1 protein-coding gene is annotated in these 264 nt (G+C 56.8%); it reads left to right on the top strand.

Translation table 11 applies throughout. From position 1 onward, the window contains the following. Positions 1–264, top strand: a 264-nt coding sequence (locus ACFWW2_RS25265) for a transposase (protein ID WP_393933180.1), incomplete at both ends; no start/stop codon positions are given.

The following is a 264-nucleotide window of genomic DNA, read 5'->3' as shown; positions in this document are numbered from 1 at the left end:
TTGGTTCGGGAGGAGTGTGAGGAGCTGCTCACTGCCATTGACGATCTTACGATCCGGATTGACACGAAGACGACCAAGCTGAGAAAGCCATCTCAGCAGTCAGAGATATCCCGGCGGCTTCAAACGATACCCGGCGTTGGTCCACTCACTGCCATGGCGGTAGAGGCCTTCGCACCGTCCATGGATATCTTTAGATGTGGACGAGACTTTGCCGCATGGCTCGGACTGGTGCCCAAGCAGCATTCATCGGGGGGCAAAGAGCGG

This window comes from Yoonia sp. R2-816 (assembly GCF_046762905.1).
Lineage (GTDB): Bacteria > Pseudomonadota > Alphaproteobacteria > Rhodobacterales > Rhodobacteraceae > Yoonia.
Note: the sequence above shows the minus strand (reverse complement) of the source record. Positions and strands in the feature narration are given on the sequence as shown.